The organism is Streptococcus sp. 121, from assembly GCF_016458205.1.
Classification (GTDB): Bacteria; Bacillota; Bacilli; order Lactobacillales; family Streptococcaceae; genus Streptococcus.
Map to the genome: position 1 here is coordinate 1 of NZ_JAEMED010000020.1, position 15734 is coordinate 15734.

Annotated in this window: 15 protein-coding genes, 12 tRNA genes and 1 rRNA gene; all 28 read left to right on the forward strand. The window is 45.3% G+C overall.

The window, feature by feature from the left end:
* The first annotated feature begins 11 nt into the window (after positions 1-11).
* A 5S ribosomal RNA gene (rrf, locus tag JEQ21_RS05265) occupies positions 12-127 on the forward strand.
* A gap of 25 nt (positions 128-152) precedes the next feature.
* A tRNA-Val gene (locus JEQ21_RS05270) sits at positions 153-225 on the forward strand.
* A 5-nt stretch (positions 226-230) separates the two neighbouring features.
* Positions 231-301, forward strand: a tRNA-Gly gene (locus JEQ21_RS05275).
* 38 nt (positions 302-339) lie between these two features.
* Positions 340-413 (forward strand) — tRNA-Ile (locus JEQ21_RS05280).
* A gap of 10 nt (positions 414-423) precedes the next feature.
* Positions 424-495 (forward strand) — tRNA-Glu (locus tag JEQ21_RS05285).
* 12 nt (positions 496-507) lie between these two features.
* A tRNA-Ser gene (locus JEQ21_RS05290) sits at positions 508-597 on the forward strand.
* A 13-nt stretch (positions 598-610) separates the two neighbouring features.
* Positions 611-684, forward strand: a tRNA-Met gene (locus JEQ21_RS05295).
* 3 nt (positions 685-687) lie between these two features.
* Positions 688-760 (forward strand) — tRNA-Phe (locus JEQ21_RS05300).
* A gap of 19 nt (positions 761-779) precedes the next feature.
* Positions 780-860, forward strand: a tRNA-Tyr gene (locus tag JEQ21_RS05305).
* A 4-nt stretch (positions 861-864) separates the two neighbouring features.
* Positions 865-935, forward strand: a tRNA-Trp gene (locus JEQ21_RS05310).
* Positions 936-948: 13 nt separating this feature from the next.
* A tRNA-His gene (locus JEQ21_RS05315) sits at positions 949-1021 on the forward strand.
* Between the two features lie 13 nt (positions 1022-1034).
* A tRNA-Gln gene (locus tag JEQ21_RS05320) sits at positions 1035-1106 on the forward strand.
* A gap of 24 nt (positions 1107-1130) precedes the next feature.
* Positions 1131-1214: transfer RNA gene (locus tag JEQ21_RS05325), tRNA-Leu, on the forward strand.
* A gap of 98 nt (positions 1215-1312) precedes the next feature.
* Positions 1313-2167, forward strand: a complete 855-nt coding sequence (ispE, locus tag JEQ21_RS05330) for a 4-(cytidine 5'-diphospho)-2-C-methyl-D-erythritol kinase (RefSeq protein ID WP_199364432.1) — start codon at positions 1313-1315, stop codon at positions 2165-2167.
* A gap of 72 nt (positions 2168-2239) precedes the next feature.
* Complete coding sequence (locus tag JEQ21_RS05335; RefSeq protein WP_196091151.1) at positions 2240-2674, forward strand: zinc-dependent MarR family transcriptional regulator; 435 nt, start codon at positions 2240-2242, stop codon at positions 2672-2674.
* 2 nt (positions 2675-2676) lie between these two features.
* Entirely contained in the window at positions 2677-3375 is a 699-nt protein-coding gene (locus JEQ21_RS05340) for a metal ABC transporter ATP-binding protein (protein WP_199364435.1), read from the forward strand.
* Complete coding sequence (locus tag JEQ21_RS05345) at positions 3372-4169, forward strand: metal ABC transporter permease (protein WP_199364437.1); 798 nt, start codon at positions 3372-3374, stop codon at positions 4167-4169. Before JEQ21_RS05340 ends, JEQ21_RS05345 begins: the two co-directional genes overlap by 4 nt.
* A 6-nt stretch (positions 4170-4175) precedes the next feature.
* A complete protein-coding gene (locus tag JEQ21_RS05350; RefSeq protein WP_199364439.1) occupies positions 4176-5681 on the forward strand; it encodes a metal ABC transporter solute-binding protein, Zn/Mn family in 1506 nt (501 codons plus the stop codon).
* Positions 5682-5913: 232 nt separating this feature from the next.
* Complete coding sequence (locus JEQ21_RS05355; RefSeq protein WP_199364440.1) at positions 5914-9660, forward strand: polysaccharide lyase family 8 super-sandwich domain-containing protein; 3747 nt, start codon at positions 5914-5916, stop codon at positions 9658-9660.
* Positions 9661-9983: 323 nt separating this feature from the next.
* Positions 9984-11036: an AEC family transporter gene (locus JEQ21_RS05360; RefSeq protein ID WP_199364441.1), complete on the forward strand. Its 1053-nt coding sequence runs from the start codon at positions 9984-9986 to the stop codon at positions 11034-11036.
* A 12-nt stretch (positions 11037-11048) separates the two neighbouring features.
* Positions 11049-12044 (forward strand): 2-hydroxyacid dehydrogenase, encoded by a 996-nt coding sequence (locus JEQ21_RS05365; protein WP_199364442.1) that lies wholly within the window; start codon positions 11049-11051, stop codon positions 12042-12044.
* A 73-nt stretch (positions 12045-12117) separates the two neighbouring features.
* The gene (comGA, locus tag JEQ21_RS05370) at positions 12118-13089 is read left to right on the forward strand and encodes a competence type IV pilus ATPase ComGA (RefSeq protein ID WP_199364443.1); all 972 of its coding nucleotides are present in this window, start codon (positions 12118-12120) and stop codon (positions 13087-13089) included.
* On the forward strand, positions 13046-14023 hold the full coding sequence (gene comGB, locus JEQ21_RS05375; protein WP_233340758.1) for a competence type IV pilus assembly protein ComGB: 978 nt from the start codon (positions 13046-13048) through the stop codon (positions 14021-14023). Before comGA ends, comGB begins: the two co-directional genes overlap by 44 nt.
* Positions 14023-14337 carry a competence type IV pilus major pilin ComGC gene (comGC, locus tag JEQ21_RS05380; protein WP_442805118.1) on the forward strand — a complete coding sequence of 105 codons (315 nt, stop codon included), beginning with the start codon at positions 14023-14025 and terminating at the stop codon, positions 14335-14337. The genes comGB and comGC overlap by 1 nt, the downstream gene beginning before the upstream one ends.
* The gene (comGD, locus tag JEQ21_RS05385) at positions 14312-14731 is read left to right on the forward strand and encodes a competence type IV pilus minor pilin ComGD (protein ID WP_199364446.1); all 420 of its coding nucleotides are present in this window, start codon (positions 14312-14314) and stop codon (positions 14729-14731) included. Before comGC ends, comGD begins: the two co-directional genes overlap by 26 nt.
* Complete coding sequence (comGE, locus tag JEQ21_RS05390; protein WP_199364447.1) at positions 14703-14996, forward strand: competence type IV pilus minor pilin ComGE; 294 nt, start codon at positions 14703-14705, stop codon at positions 14994-14996. Before comGD ends, comGE begins: the two co-directional genes overlap by 29 nt.
* Complete coding sequence (comGF, locus tag JEQ21_RS05395; protein WP_199364448.1) at positions 14968-15417, forward strand: competence type IV pilus minor pilin ComGF; 450 nt, start codon at positions 14968-14970, stop codon at positions 15415-15417. The genes comGE and comGF overlap by 29 nt, the downstream gene beginning before the upstream one ends.
* Positions 15407-15721: a competence type IV pilus minor pilin ComGG gene (comGG, locus tag JEQ21_RS05400; protein ID WP_199364449.1), complete on the forward strand. Its 315-nt coding sequence runs from the start codon at positions 15407-15409 to the stop codon at positions 15719-15721. The genes comGF and comGG overlap by 11 nt, the downstream gene beginning before the upstream one ends.
* Positions 15722-15734: the final 13 nt, after the last annotated feature.

Consider the following 15734-nt stretch of genomic DNA (forward strand, 5'->3'; position numbering starts at 1 on the left):
GAAAAATTTAGTTAAGTGACGATAGCCTAGGAGATACACCTGTTCCCATGCCGAACACAGCAGTTAAGCCCTAGAACGCCGGAAGTAGTTGGGGGTTGCCCCCTGTGAGATATGGTAGTCGCTTAGCAAATAGAAAGCTTAGGCTTTCTTATGGGAGTTTAGCTCAGCTGGGAGAGCATCTGCCTTACAAGCAGAGGGTCAGCGGTTCGATCCCGTTAACTCCCATTCAAGCGGGTGTAGTTTAGTGGTAAAACTACAGCCTTCCAAGCTGTTGTCGCGAGTTCGATTCTCGTCACCCGCTTTGAACGATAGTTCAATACCATACCAAGTTTTTAACTTGGGCGCGTAGCTCAGGTGGTTAGAGCGCACGCCTGATAAGCGTGAGGTCGGTGGTTCGAGTCCACTCGTGCCCATTTATAATATGGTCCGTTGGTCAAGGGGTTAAGACACCGCCTTTTCACGGCGGTAACACGGGTTCGAATCCCGTACGGACTATTTATAATTTTTGGAGGATTACCCAAGTCCGGCTGAAGGGAACGGTCTTGAAAACCGTCAGGCGTGTAAAAGCGTGCGTGGGTTCGAATCCCACATCCTCCTTGTTTGAGAATAGCGCGGGATGGAGCAGCTAGGTAGCTCGTCGGGCTCATAACCCGAAGGTCGTAGGTTCAAATCCTGCTCCCGCAATTTGGCTCGGTAGCTCAGTTGGTAGAGCAATGGATTGAAGCTCCATGTGTCGGCGGTTCGATTCCGTCTCGCGCCATTACAATTGAATATTGTATGGAAGGGTAGCGAAGAGGCTAAACGCGGCGGACTGTAAATCCGCTCCTTCGGGTTCGGGGGTTCGAATCCCTCCCCTTCCATCTTACGGGCATAGTTTAAAGGTAGAACTAAGGTCTCCAAAACCTTCAGTGTGGGTTCAATTCCTACTGCCCGTGTATTAATAGAATGGCGGGTGTGGTGAAGTGGTTAACACATCAGATTGTGGCTCTGACATTCGGGGGTTCGATTCCCCTCACTCGCCTATTTATTAATAATGGGGTATCGCCAAGCGGTAAGGCAAGGGACTTTGACTCCCTCATGCGTTGGTTCGAATCCAGCTACCCCAGTTACTAATTGAATAATTAGTGAAAGCCGGCGTGGCGGAATTGGCAGACGCGCTGGACTCAAAATCCAGTGTCCTCACGGACGTGCCGGTTCGACCCCGGCCGCCGGTATTTGAAAGTCTTCTCTAGAAGGCTTTTTTTGTTCTTTTATCAAGTAGAGCAGTCCTTCCCACTTTCCTCCTTTCGGATCTTTTGATAAAATGGCATGTATGAAAGAAATTGTTGAAAAGGCACCGGCTAAGATCAATTTAGGCCTGGATGTTCGTGGAAAGCGAGAGGATGGTTTTCACGAGTTAGGCATGGTCATGGCGAGTGTGGACTTAAATGATTACATTACAGTACGAGAGCGTGAGGATCAGCAAATTACGATTGAGTCTTCTTCGAGTAAACTGCCGCTAAATTTCAAAAATCATGCCTATAAGGCAGCCTTTTATTTGCGGCAAGCAGCTGGTTTAGAAGATAGAGGGGTTCATATTTCGATTGATAAGCGAATTCCGATTACATCAGGTTTGGCTGGTGGCTCCAGTGATGCTGCTGCGACTTTACGGGCCTTGAACCGATTGTGGGATTTAGGGTATAGTCTGGAAGAATTAGCTGAAATCGGGGCTAAGGTTGGTTCGGATGTGCCTTATTGTGTTTACGGGGGCTGCGCCTATGTGACGGGTCGTGGGGAGCAAGTTCATCCCTTAACACGGGCTCCCAAGGTTTGGGTTGTTTTGATTAAACCACCCTTTAGTTTGTCAACGACTGCCATTTTTTCTCAAGTTGAAATGGATACCATTAAGCCTGTGGATATTCCAGCTCTTTGTCAGGCTATTGATGAAGGGAATTATGAGCAGCTCTTGGCCAATCTTGGGAACTCCTTGGAAGACATTAGTATTGCACGCAAGCCCATGATTCAAAAAATCAAAAATTGTGCGGCAGCTTCTGGGGCAGATGCAACTCTTATGAGTGGCAGTGGGCCAACTGTCTTTGCCCTTTGTTCTAGCGATAAGGCTGCCTGTCGTGTCGTCAATTCAGTCAAAGGATTTTGCAAGGAAGTTTATCGTGTTAGAATGTTATAGAGTCAGACTTGACTCTATCTTTTTTTTGCGATATACTTAACCAGTAAATAATTTACCAGTTAAGGAGATTCTATGTTAGGAAGTGAGATTAGTCGTGTTTTGGATTTGGTTTTGAAAAAAGCAGAGCACCAGCATGAGCTTTTGCTTGGGGATTGTCAGAGCCCTATTCACCTCACCAATACCCAGGAACATATTTTAATGGTCTTAGCACAAAAGCCCTTAACCAATTCCAGCTTGGCAAAAGAGCTAGGCCTTTCCCAGGCGGCCATGACCAAGGCGACCAAGCTTCTGTGCAAGGAAGGTTTGCTTGAAACCAAAAGGGATGAACAAGATGGACGCCTGGTTTATTTTCAATTAACCAAGGAAGGCAAGGCGGTTGCGGAGGAGCACGCGCAACACCATGAGCGGACCAGCCAAGCCTTGCAGAAAATGGTTCAAGGTTTTTCCAAGGATGAACAAAAAGTGATTGCCAAGTTTCTGAAAGAATTAGCGAAGGAGATGGAATAGAGATGCGCTATTTGACGGTCAAGGATTTGACCTTTTACTATGACAAGGAGCCCGTTTTGGAGGGAGTATCTTACCACATTGATGCTGGTGAATTTGTGACCCTGACAGGTGAAAATGGGGCGGCCAAGTCTACCCTACTCAAGGCTAGTTTAGGGCTGCTTAAACCCAGCCAAGGAAGGGTCGAACGGGCAGCCCTAAACCGAGAGAGGCAAGCCTTACGAATTGCCTATTTGCCACAGACGGTGGCCAGCTTTAACTCAGGCTTTCCTTCAACTGTGGAGGAGTTTGTGGCTTCGGGTCGTTACCCTCGCAAATCCTGGTGGAAGAGGCTGACAGAGCATGATCAGGAACATGTTCAGGTCAGTTTGGAGGCCGTTGGTTTGTGGGACCAGCGGAAAAGCTTTATTGGAGCTCTTTCGGGTGGTCAGAAGCAGCGGGTGGCCTTGGCTCGGATGTTTGCCTCGGATCCGGATTTCTTTGTCTTGGATGAGCCCACAACGGGGATGGATGCGGTGTCTAAAGAGGACTTTTATGAACTCATGCACCATTCTGCTCATAAGCATGGGAAGGCGGTCTTGATGGTGACTCACGATCCCGAGGAAGTGGCAGAATATGCGGATCGAAATATTCATTTGTTGCGGAAGCAGGACTCGCCTTGGCGTTGCTTCCAGTTGCATCAAGGAGAGGAGGAAGGCGCATGAGTTTATTGGATTATGCCTTTTTCCAACGGGCACTCTTGGCCATTGTAGCCATGAGTCTGTTCTCGCCAGCGATTGGTGTATTTCTGATTTTGCGCCGGCAGAGTTTGATGAGTGATACCTTGAGTCATATTTCCCTAGCAGGGGTAGCTCTGGGACTGCTCTTAGGTCTGTCGCCGACCTGGATGACCTTGGTGGTGGTGGTAATTGCCGCAGTCTTCTTGGAGTACTTGCGAACGGTTTACGCTTCGTATTTGGAAGTCGGGACTGTGATCCTGATGGCCGCAGGTCTGGCTATTGCCATGGTGGTGATGAGCAAGTCTGGGGGCGGTCAGACCATGAGCCTAGAGCAGTACCTCTATGGTTCTATCGTGACCATTTCTTGGGAGCAGGTGTTGGGACTTTTCGCTATCGCGGCGGTGGTTTTATTCTTTCTGATCTTGGCTTATCGGCCGCTCTATTTACTCACCTTCGATGAGGACACAGCGCAAGTGGATGGGATTCCCACCCGTGCCCTGTCGATTGCCTTTAACGTCATGAGTGGGGTTGCGATCGCCCTCATGATTCCAGCTGCTGGAGCTCTTTTGGTTTCTACCATTATGATTTTGCCAGCCAGCATCGCCTTGCGTCTGGGGCGCCATTTCCGATCGGTTCTTTGGCTGTCTTGCCTCATTGGCCTCATTGGTATGGTTGCGGGACTTTTCCTTTCCTATTATTGGGAAAGCCCAGCTAGCGCAAGTATTACATTAATTTTCATCACCATTTTCATGGTGGTGGCTCTGCTTAAGAGAAAGTAGGTTCTTATGAAAAAACGTAAAAAGGGACTTGCCGTCCTCCTCTTAGGATTATTCCTTTTCCTAACCGCATGCCAGTCCCAGGGGGCCAAAAAGGATATTCAACTGGTGACCAGCTTCTATCCCATCTATGAATTTAGCAAAAAAATTGTTGGAGACGAGGCGGATGTGCAACTCTTGGTTCAAGCTGGAACGGAGGTGCACGGCTATGAACCATCGGCCAAAGATGTTAGTCGTATTCAAGAAGCTTCCTCCTTTCTTTATATGGATCCCAATATGGAAATGTGGGTGCCAGATTTGGAAAAGAGCGGGGTTCTATCCGCTGATCGGACTATTCAGGCGAGCAAGAATCTGATACTTCTACCGGGGCAGGAGGAAGACCACGATCATGACCATGGGGCTGAGGAACATAGCCACGAGTTGGATCCACACCTTTGGCTCTCTCCTTATCGGGCTAAGCTCTTGGTGGCTTCTTTGCGGGATCAATTGAAGGAGCGTTATCCAGATCAGGCAGCGACTTTTGAAAAAAATGCTGCTGCTTATCTCAAGGAATTGGACCAATTGGATAAATCGTATCAAGAAAAACTGGCAGCCTACAAGGGTTACACTTTCTTGACTCAGCACACGGCTTTCAACTACCTAGCCTTTGACTATCAGCTTCAACAAGAGTCTATTGTGGGCCTTTCCACAGAAGAAGAACCTTCCTTGAAGCGGATCCAAGAGTTAGCAGATCAGGTCAAGGAAATTGGACTCAAACGTATTTACGTAGAATCCTCTTCTTCCAACAAACTCGCTCAAACTCTAGCTTCTGAGGCAGGTGTTGAGTTAGGCCAGCTTCACACTTTAGAAGGTGTTCCGCAGAAGGATATTGATCAAGGCGCATCCTATGTCAGCTTGATGGAGGAAAATCTGGTGCAACTATTAGCTGGATTTAAAGACGCGGCGAAGCCCAAGGCCTCTGAGCCTGTGACCGAAAAAACGGTTGCCAATGGTTATTTTGAAGACAAGGATATCAAAGACCGGACCCTCAGTGATTGGGAGGGAGACTGGCAGTCTGTTTCCCCATATTTGGAATCTGGCCAGTTAGACCAAGTCTTTGACTACAAGGCTAAGAAAAAGGGAGACAAAACCGCTCAGGAATACAAGGACTACTACAAAATTGGTTACCAAACCGATGTTAATCAGATTAAAATCAAAGGGAATAAGGTAACCTTTGTAACGGATAAGGGTGAGGAGACTTATACCTACAAGGCTGCAGGTTATAAAATCCTGACCTATGAAAAAGGTAACCGAGGTGTCCGCTTCCAATTTGAAGCCGAAGAAGCGAACGCAGGACGCTTCAAGTACCTACAATTTAGCGACCACCAAATTGCCCCAACCCAATCGGCTCATTTCCATCTGTATTTTGGTGGAGAAAGTCAAGAAGCCCTTTGGGAGGAGTTAACCAATTGGCCTACTTACTATCCAGCAAGCTTAACGGGGCAGGAAGTAGCACAGGAAATGGTGGCGCATTAAGCTTTAAAACCTGACAGCGTCAGAACAGTTAAAGTCGAGTTTTCTTTGAGAGCTCGATTTTTTTGTTTCAGAATCCGGGCTAGTCAGTTGAGAAGTGTATTGTTTTAGAGGAGACAGAACCGGCCTCTATTTAAAAATGTTTTTTGAAAACCACATAATTATTTGATTATATAAACCGATTTACTTATAATAGCGATGTAAGCGCTCGCTATGTCATGAATGGAGGTTCGTCATGAAAAATTTACTAATATCCTTGCCAAAATATGGTATCCGTAAATATCCGGTTGGAATTTGCTCGGTTGTCATTGGTCTGAGTTTCTTAGGGGCGCAGCCTGTTCTTGCGCAAGAAGGTAGTGAAACTGGGCTAATTGAAGTTTCTGTAAAAGCACCTGTTCCGAAGGCCGATGAAAGAAGTCAGGGCAGTCCTATCCTAGAAACTGTTGTCGATTCAAGTCTATCAGAGTCTGCTATCGATGGGACTTTGGTTGAGGAGCCAGCTCTAATCGAGTCTGCTAATCTTATAGAAGAAACAGTAACAGAAAGTCATTCTGGGGCTCTAGTGGTCACTCCTTTAGAGACTCTGGCTTTTCCACTAGCAGAAAATGAGCCAGTAGGGACGGCTGCTGCTCAAACGCAACCAAATGGTTCTGCTCAAGAAATTCCAGAAAATCTTATTAAAAATGGTGATTTTGAAGAAACAGGGCCAAGTAAAGGAAATTGGTACTATAGTTCTGCTACATCCTGGGACAATCCTTATATTCCCAAAGGTATTAAAAAAAGTAATGGAAGTGTCTATGCTTATGCTGGTAAATTAACCTTTGACGCTCCTAAAACCTACCGTGCTATTGTAGCCCAAACCTTGGCTGTTGATCCGAAAAAAAGCTACCTTCTTACGGGTAACCTAGAGACCTTTGACGTGACCGGAGCAGGGGCCAAGATACGGGTTACTTATAAGGATCAGAACCAGAAGGATTTGTGGCCTCAGATGTATGTTGCAACTTCTCCGGTCACTGGGAATTCAAATGTAAAAATTGAAAAAGTAATTCCTCTAACCCCGGAAACTCATTTTCTAAAGGTTGAGTTAATGTTTGACAAGGGGACAGGAGTGGCCTCTTTTGATGACCTTTCCTTGACGGTTTATCATAAAGAAGAATCGACATTTAATAAAGAGCAAAAAGAAATCGAGCGTCAACCCATCACCATTCCCACCAATAAAATCTATATCACGAACCGCCCGGAATTGCGATATGTATTAGAGGATACGGAGATAGCAAGTGTTGAAAATCATCTAATCATTCCTAAACAAGCTGGACAGACGAAATTATTCATCTATAACCAGGATCAGCTGGTTTCAACAGTTGATTTTATCGTGAATCCTTTTGAGGAGACTGTTTTTGATTCTATTTTGAAAAAATGGGAGCAAATATCATTAGATAATGGACATTATAAAGAGTCAGACGTCTACATGAAACGGTTGAAGGAAAATCAAGAAAAATTGGTTGAAGAAGCTCTTGCAGACTGGCACGATCCAGTTCGGTTAGAGCCATCTCTATTTCACAAATATCCCTTAAATCGTTCTGCAGATATCACTAGTATTTATCGCGAACTGGAAACGATGGCTAAAGTTTTGACAAATCCCTCTTCGAAATACTATCAAAATCGTGATTTACTGGATCGTGTAAAGGAAGGATTTAAGTGGCTCCATCAACATGTGTACAATGAGTCTCAAGAAATAAATGGGAATTGGTGGGATTATGAAATCGGAACTCCTTTATCTATTCTTAATACCTTAGCTTACCTCAATGCCTACTTTTCACAGGATGAAATTAATACATATACAAAGGCAATCAGTAAGTTTGTACCAGATACAACAATGATTCGGATGACAACTCCAAGACCCGTTCCAGCTGTTGGGGGAAATCAGACTGATATTAGCAAAGTAGCAATTCTAGAGGGAGCTTTAACCAAGAATCCACTGCGTATTCAAGCGGGTGTATATGGTCTAACAACCATTATGGACCATGTATCTAGTGGGGAAGGTTTTTATCGAGATGGTTCTTTTATCGACCATACAAACGTTGCCTATACAGGGGCTTACGGAAATGTCTTGATTGATGGCTTCTCACGTATTCTACCTGTGATTCAAGCAACGGAATTTGCACTTCCTCGGGATAAGACGGCCATTATTCAAGATTGGATTGAAAAAGCCTTTATGCCTATTTTAGTGAAGGGCGAGTTGCTGGATATGACTCGAGGTCGGTCAGTGAGCCGTGCTCAAGTTCAGAGTCATGTCTATGCCGTTGATATTATTGTTGCTTTAGCACGAATTGCTCAATCATCATCTGATGATGAGAAAGCAGCTATAAACTCATTTGTAAAGGAACAAGTCTTAAGTGACTCTTTTAGTGATATTTTCCATCATTTAAATTCTTATCAGGATCATGCCTTAATCCAGAATATTCTTAAGGACTCGACCATACAAGCACGCACTCCTAAAACAAGTATTGCTGCTTTTAACAATATGGATAAGTTTGTTTTCCATCAAGCTGAAAAAGATTTTAGTTTTGCCATCAGTATGCATTCTCATAAAACGCAAAACTATGAAGACATGAATAATGAGAATCGTCATGGTTGGTACACAGCAGATGGGATGGTGTATCTATATAACGGAGACCTGAGTCACTACAGCAATCATTATTGGCCAACAGTCAATCCCTATCGCTTACCAGGCGTTACAAATACGATCCAACAACGGGAAGATGGTAGTGGAGAAACAGTCTTACCAAGTCAGTTTGTAGGGGCAAATCAGTTAGGGAACCATTATGCGACTGTAGCTATGGATTTTACGAATTGGGACAAAACGCTAACGGAGAAAAAAGCTTGGTTTGTTTTGAAAGATAAGGTTGTTTTTCTAGGAACCAATCTTCAAAATCAATCTGCCTATCCAGTGGTCACGACCATTGAAAATCGAAAATTGTTGGCTGATAAAGATTATCGGTATTTTCTTAATGGTCAAGAGGTCCATTTATCCAAGCAAGAATTGGAAATGGATTCTCCTAAGTCCTTCTATGTAAGTAATGGGGATGAAAATCAATCGATAGGATATGTTTTTCTCCAACCGATGCGCATAACTTCTAAACTAGTTGAAGGACAGGGAAGTTGGAGTGAAATTAACTATGATCAACCTAAAGAACTGCATACGAATAGCTTCTTCACTATCGAAGCAGCCAATAGGCAATCGGGTTCTAATTACGCTTATGTATTAGCTCCAAACTCTAGTCAAGAGGACTTGGCCTCTATCTTGCAGAACGTCGAGGTACTTGTGGAAACGGATGATTTACAGGTCGTCTATGATCATGGAGAAAAGGTGTGGGGTATCGTTAATTACCAAGATAATGCCTATAAAGTGGATAATCATTTGACAGTTACAAAAAAAGGATTATACACAGTTTCTAAAAAAGAGAATGGATACCTAGTTTCTTACTACAATCCTCTTCTTGACATACAAGAAGATTCTGAGGTTTTTGTTACAGACGGAGTATCAAGATTGGCGAAGGCTTCAAGTCCAGAACTTCCGTCTCGCATTTGGACTATCCGACTCCCTCAGCTTAATCAACGTCAGCACGGCCTTGGCACCCAGTTTGATAGGCTATCGGATTTTGATTTAGATCCACTTAAGCAAAGTCAACATGGTTCAGGTACCCAGTCGGAAAAAGCACCGAAGTTTGATTTGAATGACCTCAAGCAAAATCAGTATGGAGAAGGAATCCAAGCTGAAAAATTGCCTAGTTTACGATTAGTTTCACGTGAGAACGAGAAACGTAGAGTTATGAGGTCTAAACTTGAAATGCGAGAAGACTCTAACAAACAAGGGATTTTGCCAGATACTTCTGGCCAAGACTCAATTGTATTAACAAGCACAGGGATTATCTTATTGGCAACTCTTGGAAGTGTTAAATCTAAACGTCGCAAAGGCTAACTCCATTTTCATTCGTCTATAAAACCACTGATTGCTCGTACGGTATTGGATAGGAGTAGTCGGTGGTTCTTTATATTGTTTAGATTTCAAAATCGGACTTTGTCAAGCATCTTTGCTGAACTTTATTTTTTGAAATTCTGCAAGTATTCTGATTTTGAAATTGGTTAAGTATTATTTCAGTATTGTCGGATGAAAGTTACGTTAACAAAAATGATCGTTTTTGGAAAAAGGTTTTGTGATTTTTTTATCAAACCTCTTGCGTCCCTCCTTCCCTTTCGTTATAATGGTAGGTGCTTGTAAAAAAACTCACAAAGGAGATGTTCATGGGAAATATGTTTCAAGTTATTACGTCCAACGCCTTTCTCAGTGCGATTTTTTCAACGATTTCGATTATTTTGTTGGGATATCTTGCACGGAAACGCAATATCGTTGGGCCTGAAGCAGGAAAGGTTTTGTCGGATGTGGTTTTAGCTTTTGCGTTGCCAGCCTTGGCATTCTCAGCCTTTATGCAAAACATTAATCCAGAGACCTTTACCACTGGTTTAACGGTGTTTGTCTTTGGTTTTGTGGCCTATGTTATTTTGATTGTCTTGGGGGAAAGTCTTTATTTCCGTTTTAAAGGAGATCAAAAGACAACTCTTTCTGTTTTGACCACGTTTGGTTCTACAACCTTCTTCGGAATTCCGATCATTAATGGTTTCTTGGGTCCTCTCGGAGCTCTTTATGCCAATATCTTTAATATTGCTTACCGGGTATTCCTTTATTCCTATGGTTTGGTTCGGATGAGTGGGGTTCAGTTTGAGAAGAAGAACTTCAAACAAATTTTCTTGAACCCAATCGTTGTGGCGACTTTCCTGGGTCTCTTGATTTGGATTTTCCAAAATGATATGCCGCAAATGACCGTAACGGTTCCTCTTTACGAAGGCAGCAAGGAAATGCAAGATATTACGGTTGGAATCTTGCGGATTGACAAGACTCTTCCTTGGGTCTATAAACCAGTTGATTACTTATCTAAACTAGCTTCTCCACTGGCTTGGTTGGCGATTGGGATGACTCTTGGAAATATCAGTATTGGTGAAGCCCTCAAGGACCGTGTGGTTTGGCTTTATAGCGGTGTCAAACTCATTGTCGTTCCTGCTATCTTTATGGTCTTGATGTTGGTCATGAAATCTGTCTTTAGCCTGGATTACGAAGCTTTCATGTCGATCATCATTCTGTTGGCAACTCCACCAGCTACCGTTGCAGTGGCTTATGCCATCAAGTATGATAAGGAAGCACAACTAGCCAGTAACGCTTCCCTTTTGGCAACCGTTCTATCCATTGTAGCGATTGTTTTCTGGATTATTGTTGGAGCAGGTCTTCAGGCCTTCTTCTAAGAGGTAGTATCTATGAAAGTGTTGTGTTATGGTGTTAGGGATGTTGAAATTCCTATTTTTGAACAGGTCAATCAAAGCTTTGGCTTTGAGTTGACCTTGGTAGCGGACTATCTCAATTCTCCGGAGACAGCTGCCTTGGCAAAAGGACATGATGCAGTCATCCTGCGGGGGAATTGTTTTGCGACAGCGGAAGTTTTAGACCGCTACAAGGAGTGGGGGATTGGGTATGTTTTGACACGGACTGTGGGGGTCAACCACATAGATGTGGACTACGCGAAAGAGCTTGGACTCAAAACAGCCTACGTTCCCTTTTACTCTCCCAATGCGATTGCAGAATTGGCGGTGACCTTAGCCATGATGTTGCTTCGCCACACGGCCTATACGGTGCAAAAAACAGCGCAGAAGGATTTCCGTGTGGATGCAGCGATGTTCTCCAAGGAAATTCGCAATTGTAGGGTCGGACTTGTGGGGATCGGTCGTATCGGTTTGACTACAGCCAAGCTCTTTAAAGGACTGGGTGCAGAGGTCTTGGCCTACGATGCCTTCCCTAAAGAGGGAGTGGAGGACATTGTCCGCCAAGTGTCTCTGGAAGAGCTCTTGCGTGAAAGTGACATTGTTAGCGTCCATGCTCCCTACATTCCGGCCAACGGCCGTTTGATCACGCGCGACTTTATCGCAAACATGAAGGATGGCGCTATCTTGATTAATACGGCACGGGGAGAGTTGCAGGATGCTCAGGCTTTGCTGGAGGCGGTGCAGTCCGGTAAATTGGCCGGTCTTGGCTTGGATACCTTGGAAGGGGAGGGGGACTTCTTCTTCAAGGATCTACGCGAGCAGACCTTGCCGGATCCAGTTGTGGAAGAATTGGTTCAGCTCTATCCACGTGTCTTGATCACTCCCCATGTCGGTTCCTACACGGATGAAGCAGCTCTTAATATGATTGAAACCAGTTTCAAGAACCTACAAGAATTTCTTGAGACAGGTCTTAGTCAAAATGAAATTGAATAGAGAAGGAAGTCGTTGTTTTTCAACGGCTTTTTTGCTGCTATTTCGAATAGATAGGTGAGGAGGCAAGAGAAGGATGATTGAAAGCAAGGCTCAGGCTATTTTAAGTGAGGCTCGTAAGCGTCGGGCTCAGGATATCTACTTGATGCCCCGAGTTGAGGGCTATGCTGTTTACTTGCGACTGGGAGAGGAGCGGGTTTTCTTGGATGAATTAGACTCTGTTCAAGGGCAGGCCTTGCTGAGTCACTTTAAGTTTGCGGCAGGGATGAACGTTGGCGAACGGAGGCGAAGTCAGTTAGGTTCCTGTGATTATAATTTGGAGCAAGGATCTCTTTCTTTACGGCTATCCACGGTTGGGGACTACCGTGGTTTGGAGAGTCTGGTGATTCGTCTCCTTTATGATGGCCAGGAAGACTTGGCCTTTTGGGATTGGGAACCTCAAAAATTGGGACAGTTGATCCAGGGGCGAGGTCTCTACCTCTTTTCGGGGCCGGTAGGCAGTGGTAAGACTAGCCTTATGTATCAACTGGCCAAGGAGCGATTTAAAGGCCGGCAGATTTTGACCATTGAGGATCCTGTTGAGATTAAGGACTCAACTTTTTTGCAGTTGCAGCTGAACAAAGAGATTGGTATGACTTATGACCATCTGATCAAGCTTTCTCTTCGGCACAGGCCGGATCTCTTGATTATTGGAGAAATTCGGGATTCCGAAACCGCTCGCGCGGTTGTCCGAGCAGCCTTAACGGGAATCAGTGTCTTCTCGACGGTCCATGCCCGGTCTATTCCCGGAGTTTACCGCCGTTTATTGGAACTGGGAGTGGAAGCTGGAGAGTTGGAAGAATGTTTGCAGTTGGTCTGTTACCAGCGCCTGATAGGGGGAAAGGGGTTAGTAGATGTTGCCCAGAAAGACTTTGAGAACCACACGGCTACTTCATGGAATGCCAAGGTGGCAAACCTACTTAAATCCGGATATATCAGCCAAGATCAGGCTCGGGAAGAATACCTTGGGACTGCGGCAGGAGTTGAAGATTATTCAACTCTTTCATAACCTTTTTGCGACAGGTTTTCACCTGGCTGAGGCATTGGATTTCTTAGACCACAGTGGTCTCTTAGCCAAGGAACTGGTGGACCGTATGCGAAAGGGGATGCGGTCGGGTCAGCCTTTTTCGAATATCTTGGGGCAACTGGGTTTTTCTGGAACGGTCGTAAGCCAACTGGCTTTAGCCGAGTTACATGGCAATATGCTGGACAGTCTGGATCAGTTGGAGGGGCACTTGCAAAGTCTCATTCAGGTTCGGAGGAAGCTTGTGGCGGTTGGAACCTACCCTCTTTTATTGCTAGGTTTTCTGATGCTGATGATTCTTGGGCTGCGTTCCTATGTTTTACCGGAAATAGACCAGAGCAATCAGTGGACCCGCCTGGTGGAGGTTCTTCCTCTTGGTTTTGTGGTCTTGATGGCCTGTCTAGGTTTGGGGTTAGGTGGTCTCGTGCTGCTGTATCGACAGCGGAAGCGGTTGGAATTTTTCCGCATGCTGGTGACTTGCCCCGGCCTTCGTGGATTTGTTCAGGCTTATTTATCAGCCAGTCTGGCGCGTGAGTGGGCTTGCCTTTTTGGACAGGGCTTGACCTTGGCGGAGATTGTTGAGCTGATGCGGCGACAAGAGTCGATTTTCTTGGCTGAGTTGGGAGCGGATTTGGACCAAGCCTTGAGTGGTGGGATGTCCCTGGCCCAGCAGATTCGGACCTATCCTTTTTTGAGGAAGGAGTTGGCCTTGATGATTGAATATGGTGAGTTTAAGTCACGCTTGGGGCAGGAATTAGCCCTTTATTCGAGAAAAACCTGGGAGGACTTTTTTCACCGGCTTTTCCGACTAATGGATTTGATACAGCCGTGTGTCTTTATTCTCGTAGCTTTTTTGATTCTCTTACTCTATGCAGCTATGTTGCTGCCGATCTATCAAAATTTGGAGGTTCCCCTATGATGGAAAAGATGAAAAACACAAAACTAAAAGCCTTTACTCTAATAGAAATGCTAATTGTGATTCTAATCATCTCTGTTCTGCTTTTATTGTTTGTTCCTAATTTGGTCAAACAAAAGGAGGTTGTAAGGGAAAAGGGGAATGCAGCCATTGTCAAAGTTGTGGAGAGTCAGGCAGAGATTTACCAGCTTAACCATAGTGGTGATCCTAACCTAGGACAGCTGGTAGCGGAGAAGCACATTACCAAGGAGCAGGCAGATGCTTATCGGGACTACTATAAGAAACACAGTGGTGAAAGTCGGGTCATCCCCGATTAGGGCTTTTACCTTGCTGGAAAGTTTGTTAACACTAGGAATTACTCTTTTTCTTCTAACTCTCTTGTCGGTGGGAATCGGAGAGGTCTATCGTACCTTTGAGAAGAATCTCTTCTATATCCGCTTTGAGCATTTTTATACCGAGTCTCAGACTCTGGCTTGGGCTCGCCAGGAGTCAACGCAGTTGTATGTTCAAGAGGGGCGGATTATAGGACCAGAAGGGGAGTTAGAGCTTCCGGAGGGCTTGGAATTAGTATCGAATTTCCAGCTAGACTTGGATTCCAAAGGCAATCATACGGGCCTGTCTCGGATTGTCTTTCGGGATCAAGCGAGTGGGAAGACCATTCATTATCAAGCGAGGATTGGCAATGGGATTTTACAGAGGACAGAAGAGTAAGTTGGCAGCCTATCTCCTGCTGGAGTCATTAGTGGCGTTATGGATCTTTAGTTTGGTGACAGCCTTGCTTTTAGGGGCTGTAAACCAGTCGCGAAAAAGGGGAGCAGCTATCCTACACCAGGAGCAAGTCCTACAGAAAGGTCACATGGCTCTGCAAGCGGGTTTGGGAGAATATGATGAAATCCAAGTGGAGCGAGAGAATCGTGTCTGGACTGTCAGAGAGGGGGAGGATATTCTTGTTCAAGTACATGTTCTGTCGCCCTAGGTTAAGGGCATTTACCCTTCTGGAGGCCTTGGTAGCTCTTTTGGTTATCAGTGGGTCTTGTCTACTTTTTCAGGCTTTAACCCTTCTTTTATTTCAAGAAATTCGTTACCAAGAGCGGGCTTCAACGCAAGATTGGTTGCTGTTTACAGCCCATATGGAGCAGGAGCTGTTGGAAGCCCATTTTGATACAGTCAGCGACCATGAGATTTACCTGGATCAAAAGGGCAAGGGGCAGAAGATTGCCTATTGGCCTAAGAAAAAGGAAATTCGAAAGACGGGTGGACGAAACCAGAATCAGGGAAGTCAAACCTTGCTGTTTGGGGTTGAGTCTATGGAGGTGGAGGAGCAGGAGGGGCTGATCCAGCTCAAGGCAGTTTTAGCGGATGGGAAGGAAAGGGAGTGGGTCTATCGTGTGGACTAAGCGCGTGCGGGCAGGTGTTTTGCTTTATGCCTTGCTTCTGCTGGCAGTCTTTAGCCTGGTTTTAAATTTGTACTTGGAACGTCATCTTTTTCAAGAGCGCCTATTTCAAGCCTATCGAGACCGAGAGCAGGCGTATGCCCTGGCCGTCTATTGTCGAGATAAAGGGAAGGGAAAGGAGGGAGAATTGCATTTCCAAGAGGGGCAAGCAAGGTATACCCTTGAGGGAAAACGGTGGGAAGTTGAGGTCACTTTATCGAGTGGAAAGGATTACCATTTTTCTCTGACCAGCTTCTCCCGTCACTAGCTCCTGCAGTCAC

Coding starts and splice junctions, on each gene's coding strand:
- ispE (WP_199364432.1), top strand. CDS start 1,313: ATGAAAGAAATTGTTGAAAAGGCACCGGCTAAGATCAATTTAGGCCTG.
- JEQ21_RS05335 (WP_196091151.1), top strand. CDS start 2,240: ATGTTAGGAAGTGAGATTAGTCGTGTTTTGGATTTGGTTTTGAAAAAA.
- JEQ21_RS05340 (WP_199364435.1), top strand. CDS start 2,677: ATGCGCTATTTGACGGTCAAGGATTTGACCTTTTACTATGACAAGGAG.
- JEQ21_RS05345 (WP_199364437.1), top strand. CDS start 3,372: ATGAGTTTATTGGATTATGCCTTTTTCCAACGGGCACTCTTGGCCATT.
- JEQ21_RS05350 (WP_199364439.1), top strand. CDS start 4,176: ATGAAAAAACGTAAAAAGGGACTTGCCGTCCTCCTCTTAGGATTATTC.
- JEQ21_RS05355 (WP_199364440.1), top strand. CDS start 5,914: ATGAAAAATTTACTAATATCCTTGCCAAAATATGGTATCCGTAAATAT.
- JEQ21_RS05360 (WP_199364441.1), top strand. CDS start 9,984: ATGGGAAATATGTTTCAAGTTATTACGTCCAACGCCTTTCTCAGTGCG.
- JEQ21_RS05365 (WP_199364442.1), top strand. CDS start 11,049: ATGAAAGTGTTGTGTTATGGTGTTAGGGATGTTGAAATTCCTATTTTT.
- comGA (WP_199364443.1), top strand. CDS start 12,118: ATGATTGAAAGCAAGGCTCAGGCTATTTTAAGTGAGGCTCGTAAGCGT.
- comGC (WP_442805118.1), top strand. CDS start 14,023: ATGGAAAAGATGAAAAACACAAAACTAAAAGCCTTTACTCTAATAGAA.
- comGE (WP_199364447.1), top strand. CDS start 14,703: ATGGGATTTTACAGAGGACAGAAGAGTAAGTTGGCAGCCTATCTCCTG.